We start from the raw sequence: 6,288 nt of genomic DNA on the forward strand, positions 1-6,288 counted from the left end.
GCCGTCGACGCCGCTGCCGATCCCGCCCCGAACCCGGCTGCCGATGCCGCAGCCGGGACGATCTCCGCCGATACGATCTCCGCCGAGACGGCCCCCCCGGACGCTTGGTCGGCCGAGGAGGAGGCGGGAGGGCTCGACCGCATCCGCACGCTCGCCGATGCCGGGGAGACCGGCGCGGCCTGGCGGGCCCTGCGGACCGCGCTGGATCGAGATCCCACCGACACGGCCCTGCGCTTCTACGAGGGGCTGCTGGCCCATACCCTCGGGCGCGACGCCGAGGCCGAGCGGGCGCTTCGGGCCGCGCTCTACCTCGACCGGGGCTTCGTGATGGCGCACTATCACCTCGGCCTGCTGCTGATCGCGCTGCAGCGCCCGCACGAGGCCGTTCGCGCCCTCGACAATGCCGTCGCCTTGAGTCAAGCCCTCGGCCCGGACACGGCGCTGCCCGAGGGCGACGGCGCTTCCGCCGGCGAGATCGCGGCCAGTGCGGCCGCGGCCCGCGCCGCGCTCGGCGTCACCGACAGCAGGAGGTCCTGATGGGGGCACGCCCGAGTGCGCAGGAGGCCCGGCCGCGGACGCGGCCGGAGCGGGATCTGCGCGCCGAGCGCGCGGTCGCCCTCGCCCGCCGCGGCGCGGTCGCGGCGGCCGCCGGCCTGGACATCGACCAGCTCGTCTGCGCCTGCGGCAGCGAGCGTTATGGCCTGCCCCTGGCAGCCGTCGCGCAGGTCCTCCCGTCACGCCCCTGCACGCCGATGCCCGGCGCGGTGCCGGCGCTGGACGGCCTCATCGCACTGTCCGGGCGGATCGTCGGGGTCCTCAGCCTCGCCCGGGCTCTCGGCCGGCCCGACGCGGCATCGGATGCGGGGTCGGAGGGTCATCTGATCGTGCTGCGCGGGCCCCATCCGCAGCCCCTCGCCCTCGCGGTGGACCGCGTGCTCGGCATCGCCCGGGTCGCCGCCTCCGGCGAGGCCGCCGTCGATCCCGACGGCTTGGGCAACGAGGCCGCTTCGGTCTATGCGCCGGGCTCCGCCTCCGGAGCGGTCGGCGACGGCCGCCCCGACTTCGTCGTCATCGACCTCCCCCGTCTCCTGCGCCGCGCCCTGCCCTGAAACGGGCCGCCTGCCCCAACCGGAGCCCTCCCCGCCCGTGTCGCTCTCGATCGGAAAACGCATCCTTCTCGGCTTCTTCGCCATCACCGCCGTGGTGGTGGCGCTCGGGCTCTACGCCCTTGAGCAGATCGGAGCGGTGCGCGACACGACCGACGCGATCGTCCGGCGGGACATGACGGTCCTGCGCCAGCTCGACGATCTCGGGAACGAGGCGCGCGATCTCGGCCTCCTGCGCCGCACCGCCGTGATCGGGATGCTGATGCAGGCTCAGGGCCGCCCGGCCCAGACCGGCGAGACCCTCACGGCCTGGCGCCAGACCGCGGCCCAGGTGGAGAACCGGCTCGCCACGACGATCCAGCTCGCCGGCGAGTACCGGGCGCAGGGCATTTCCGCCGAGCGCATCGCGGCCTGGGACCGCATCGCCGCCGCGGCGAACACGGTCCAGGGCTTCTTCCGCGAGGTCAAGGCCCAGGGCGAAGCGCAGTTCGCCGCCATCGCCCAGCAGGATGTCGCGGCGGTCGAGGCCCGCAACGCGGAGATCAGCCGCCTGCAGGCGCCCTTCCTCGACGGGATCAAGAACCTCCGGTCGCAACTCGACGGCAGCATGGCCCTGGGCCAGCGCGCCGCGCAGGCGGTCTACGAGCGCTCGCGCCTCTCGATCTACCTGACCCTGGCCGCTTCGGTGCTGCTGGCGCTCCTGATCACGTGGCTGATCAGCCGTGCGGTGGTGCGCCCCCTCGAATCGGTCATGGCCTTCGTCGCCCGCGTCGGCGAGGGCGACCTGTCCGGCCAGCTGACGGCGGGCGGCCGCGACGAGATCGGTCAGCTCTCCGCGCGTCTCAACGCGATGGTTGCGGGTCTGTCGGATCTGGCGCGGACCAACCGGGCGGCGACGGCGGATCTCAACGCGGCGGCGGCGGAGATCCGCGCCTCGGCGCAGGAGCAGGCGGCCTCGGTGGAGCAGCAATTCGCGGCGGTGCAGGAGACGGCGGCCACGGTCGACGAGATCACCCATTCGGGCGCGCAGATCAGCAAGCGGGCCACCGAGGTGATCGCCACCGCCCAGGCGACCGCGCAGACCTCCCGCCAGGGCCTGCGCGCCGTCTCCGACACCGCCAAGGCCATGGAGGCGATCCGCGAGCAGGCGGAGGCGGTGGCCGGCAACATCGTCAGCCTGTCGGAGAAGACCCAGACGATCGGCGACATCATCGAGACGGTCAACGACATCTCGGAGCGCACGCACCTGCTGGCGCTCAATGCCGCCATCGAGGCGGCGGCGGCCGGCGAGAGCGGGCGCAGCTTCGCGGTGGTCGCTTCCGAGATGAAGCTCCTGGCCGATCAGGCCAAGGCGGCCACCGGCCAGGTGCGGGGGATCCTGGGCGAGATCCAGCGGGGCATCAACACCTCGGTGATGCTCACCGAGGAGGCGGTCAAGCGCGCCGCCGCCGGCAAGACGCGCTCGGACACGACGCAGCGGACCATCGAGGAGATCACTGCCCGGGTGGAGGAGAACGTCCAGACCTTCCAGCAGATCGTCGCCTCGACCAACCAGCAGCAGCTCGGCATCGAGCAGGTGATGGGCGCGCTCCAGAACATCCGCCAGGCCAGCCAGCAGACCGCGGCCGGCACCCGGCAGGTCGAGGCCGCCTCCGCCAACCTCACCGAACTCGCCCAGGCCCTCATGGCCCTCGCCGAACGCTACCGGAACTGAGGCGGCGCGCCCCTTGGCCGAGGACATCCGCAAGCTCCTGCTCGCCGCCTTCGATGTGGAGCATCGGGAGCACGTCACGGCGATCCGCGGGGCGCTCGGCAGCGCCACGCCGGATTGGAACGACGTCTTCCGCCGGGCCCACAGCCTGAAGGGGGCGGCGCGCGCCGTCGACCTCCCCGCGGTCGAGGCGGTCGCCCACCGCCTCGAGACCCTGTTCGAGGGCGTGCGCACCGGCGCCACCGCCCTCGACCGCGAGGCGGCCAACGCCGTCCACCTCGTCCTCGACCGGATCGAGTCCTACGTCGCCGGCCTCACGGACGGGGCCGGCCCGGAGATGCCGCCCGACGCCCTGGCGGCGCTCGGGCGCCTCCTCGATCTGCCCGGGGAAGCGCCGCCGCCCGGCCCGGCCTCGGCTCCGGCCCCGAGCCCGCCCGCCATGCCATCGGCCCCGTCACCGACCCCGTCACCGGCCGCGCCTGCGCCGAAGCCGGCCCCCGAGCCGGCCGAAGCCTCCGCCGCCATCCTGCGGGTGCCGGCGGACGCCGTCGAGGCGCTGGCCCGGGCGAGCCACGATCTGGCCAGCACCCTGGCGGGCCAAGCGCCCGCAGCCGACGGCCTCGCCCGCCTCGCCCGCCTCGCCCGCGACCTGCGCCTCGGCGCGGAGACCATCGCCGCCGGGGCCGGCGCGGAGCGGCCCGAATGGCGCGCCTTCGCGGCCCGCGCCGACGCTTTCGCCCGGGAGGCCGCGGATCTGTCGCGGCGCCAAGCTTCCGCGACCAGCGCGGTCGAGGGGGCGGCGACCCGCGTCCGGGCCGCCGCCGAGCGCCTCGCCCTGGTGCCGGCCGAGACCGTGCTGGCGCCGCTGGCCCGGTCGCTGCGCGAGACGGCCCGGGAGCAGGGCCGCGAGGTCGATATCGACCTGCGGGGCCTCGACCTGCCGGTGGAGCGTGGCACGCTGCAGGCCCTGAAGGATCCGCTGCTCCACGCCCTCCGCAACGCCCTCAGCCACGGCTGGGAGGCGCCGGAGGTGCGGCGCGCGGCCGGCAAGCCGGAGGCCCTGGGCCTCGGGCTCGCGGTCGCAGTGCAGGGCTCCCGCCTTCAGGTCACCGTCTTCGACGATGGGCCCGGGCCGGACCTCGCCCGGATCGAGGCGGCGGCCCGGGCCCGCGGCCTCCTCGGTCCCGCGGCCGCCGCCGACCCGGAGACCCTGCTGCGCCTCGTCTTCGAGCCCGGCTTCTCCACCGCCGAGGCGGTCGATACCCTGTCGGGGCGCGGCTACGGCCTCTCGGTCGCCGCGGACGCCGCCCGCCAGCTCATGGGCAGCGTCCGCCTGGAGCCGCGCGATCCGGCCGGCACCGCCCTGATCTTCAGCCTGCCGCTCTCGGCGGCCCGGCGCAGCCTGCTGCTGGTCGAGGCGGCCGGGCGCAGCTACGCGCTGCCGGGGGGCGCCGTGGAGCGCCTCCTGCGCCTCAAGCGCGGCGAACTCCCGGTCGCGATGGGACGGACGATCCTGCGGCTCGGTGAGGGGGATGCGGCGACGAGCCACCCGGTCACGGACCTCGCCGCGATCCTCGGACAGTCGGCCGATCCCGCCGATCCCGGCATGCTGACCGCCGTGGTGCTGCGGACCCGCGGCGGCCGTCTGGCCCTTTCGGTCGATCGTCTGCACGACGTCCGTCCGTTCCTGGTCCTGCCCGCGCCCGCCTTCGGGGCCGATCCGGGCCTGATCGCCGGCACGGCGGTCCTGCACGGGGACGTGCCGGTCCTGGTCCTCGATCCCGAGGGGATCGCGGTCCGCGCCCTGGCCGGGGCGTCGGGCGGGTCGCTCGGAACGATGGGGCCGGCTCAACGTTCGACGACTCCCGTGTCGCCGCGCGCTTCCGCCCGCGCGACGATTCTGGTCGTCGACGATTCGATCACCACCCGGACCTTGGAGAAGGGCATCTTGGAAGCCGCCGGCTACCGTGTGGTCGTTTGCGTCGACGGGCAGGATGCCCTCGAACGGCTGCGCGCCGAGATCGAGCCCGTGGACCTGGTCCTCGCCGACGTGGAGATGCCACGGCTCGACGGGTTCGGCCTGCTCAAGGCCCTCCGGGCCGACGAGCGCTTCGCCCGGCTTCCGACGATCCTGATGACCTCCCGCGGGGATGCCGCCGACGTCGCCCGGGGCCTGGATCTCGGCGCCGACGCCTACCTCACCAAGCAGAAGTTCGACCAGCGCCAGTTGCTGGATACGATCGGGCAGCTCCTATGACCCCCGTCCGTGTGATGCTCGTGGAGGACAGCCTCGTGGTGCGCGAGCTGCTGCGCCACATCGTCTCCCGCGATCCCCGCCTCGAACTCGTGGCCGCGGTCGCCTCCGGCGAGGAGGCCCTCGACAAGCTCCGGACCGTGCGGCCGGACGTGATCTCGATGGATATCCGCCTTCCGGGCATCGACGGCCTCGAGACGACCCGCCGGATCATGGCCGAGCACCCGACACCGATCGTCGTCGTGGCGGATTCGGTCGAGGATTCCTCGCTGCGCATCTCCATGAACGCGCTGCGGGCCGGGGCCCTGTCGGTGGTCGAGAAGCCGGTGGCCACGACCCATGCCGGCTATGAGGGCGTGGCCGGCGAGATCTGCACGCAGCTGCGGATCATGGCCCAGGTTCCGGTCATCCGCCGCCGCCCGATCGGCACCGAATGGGCGGGCCGTGCCGTCGCCGCGCCCCACGCGCCGCCGGCCGAGCTGACCGGGCAGGCCCCGAGCCTCCTGGGCATCGCCGCCTCGACGGGCGGACCCCCGGCGCTGGCGCGGGTGATCGGCGCCCTGCCCCAGGATTTCCCGCTGCCGGTGCTGGTGGTCCAGCACATGGGGGCGGCCTTCATGGACGGGTTCGCCAGCTGGCTCGACAGCGTCGTGACCCTGCCGGTGGCGCTGGCCCGGGACGGGGAGCGGGCCGAAGCCGGCCGCGTCTACGTGGCCCCGGGCGACCGCCACCTGGAGATCGGCTCCGGCCGGATCCTGCGGGTGATCGATTCCGCGCCGGTCTCGGGCCAGCGCCCCGCCGCGACCGTGCTGTTCCGGTCCATGGCCCGGCAATCCGGAGCCTCCGGCATCGGCGTGCTGCTCACCGGCATGGGCGAGGACGGAGCCATCGGTCTCGCCGACATGCAGAAGGCCGGCGCCCAGACCGTCGCCGAGCATGAGAGCACCGCGGTCGTCTACGGCATGCCGGCGGCGGCTGTACGGCTCGGGGCCGCCCGGGCCGTTCTCCCCCTCGACCGAATCGCCGACCACGTCCTGCGCCTCGTTGACGGGGGGGGCTCGGCCGTGATCGAGGCCGGCACGGTTGAGGTGCCGGCCCGGATCCTGCTCGTCGAGGATTCGGAGACGCAGGCCCTGGAGCTGCGTCTGCCTCCTGGAGGCGCATGGATTCGCCGTGGAGCGCTGCGGCCTCGCCGAAGACGCCCTTCGACACCTCAA

Annotated in this window: 3 protein-coding genes and 2 pseudogenes; all 5 read left to right on the plus strand. The window is 74.4% G+C overall.

Annotated features, from left to right (window positions below):
* Positions 1–537, plus strand: a pseudogene (locus I53_RS16335) (tetratricopeptide repeat protein); the annotation flags it as partial.
* Positions 537–1,109 carry a chemotaxis protein CheW gene (locus I53_RS16340; RefSeq protein ID WP_043352543.1) on the plus strand — a complete coding sequence of 191 codons (573 nt, stop codon included), beginning with the start codon at positions 537–539 and terminating at the stop codon, positions 1,107–1,109. The pseudogene I53_RS16335 and the gene I53_RS16340, both read left to right, overlap by 1 nt.
* A 37-nt stretch (positions 1,110–1,146) precedes the next feature.
* Positions 1,147–2,820 (plus strand): methyl-accepting chemotaxis protein, encoded by a 1,674-nt coding sequence (locus I53_RS16345; protein ID WP_043352544.1) that lies wholly within the window; start codon positions 1,147–1,149, stop codon positions 2,818–2,820.
* 13 nt (positions 2,821–2,833) lie between these two features.
* Positions 2,834–5,074: a response regulator gene (locus I53_RS16350; RefSeq protein WP_043352545.1), complete on the plus strand. Its 2,241-nt coding sequence runs from the start codon at positions 2,834–2,836 to the stop codon at positions 5,072–5,074.
* Positions 5,071–6,126 (plus strand): annotated as a pseudogene (cheB, locus tag I53_RS16355) (chemotaxis-specific protein-glutamate methyltransferase CheB); the annotation flags it as partial. The gene I53_RS16350 and the pseudogene cheB, both read left to right, overlap by 4 nt.
* Between the last annotated feature and the right edge of the window lie 162 nt (positions 6,127–6,288).

Origin of the sequence: Methylobacterium sp. B1, assembly GCF_000333255.1 — a bacterium.
Classification (GTDB): domain Bacteria; phylum Pseudomonadota; class Alphaproteobacteria; order Rhizobiales; family Beijerinckiaceae; genus Methylobacterium; species Methylobacterium fujisawaense.

Bases quoted from the DNA above. Each gene is read 5' to 3' on its own strand.
- I53_RS16340 (WP_043352543.1), top strand. From the start codon at position 537: ATGGGGGCACGCCCGAGTGCGCAGGAGGCCCGGCCGCGGACGCGGCCG.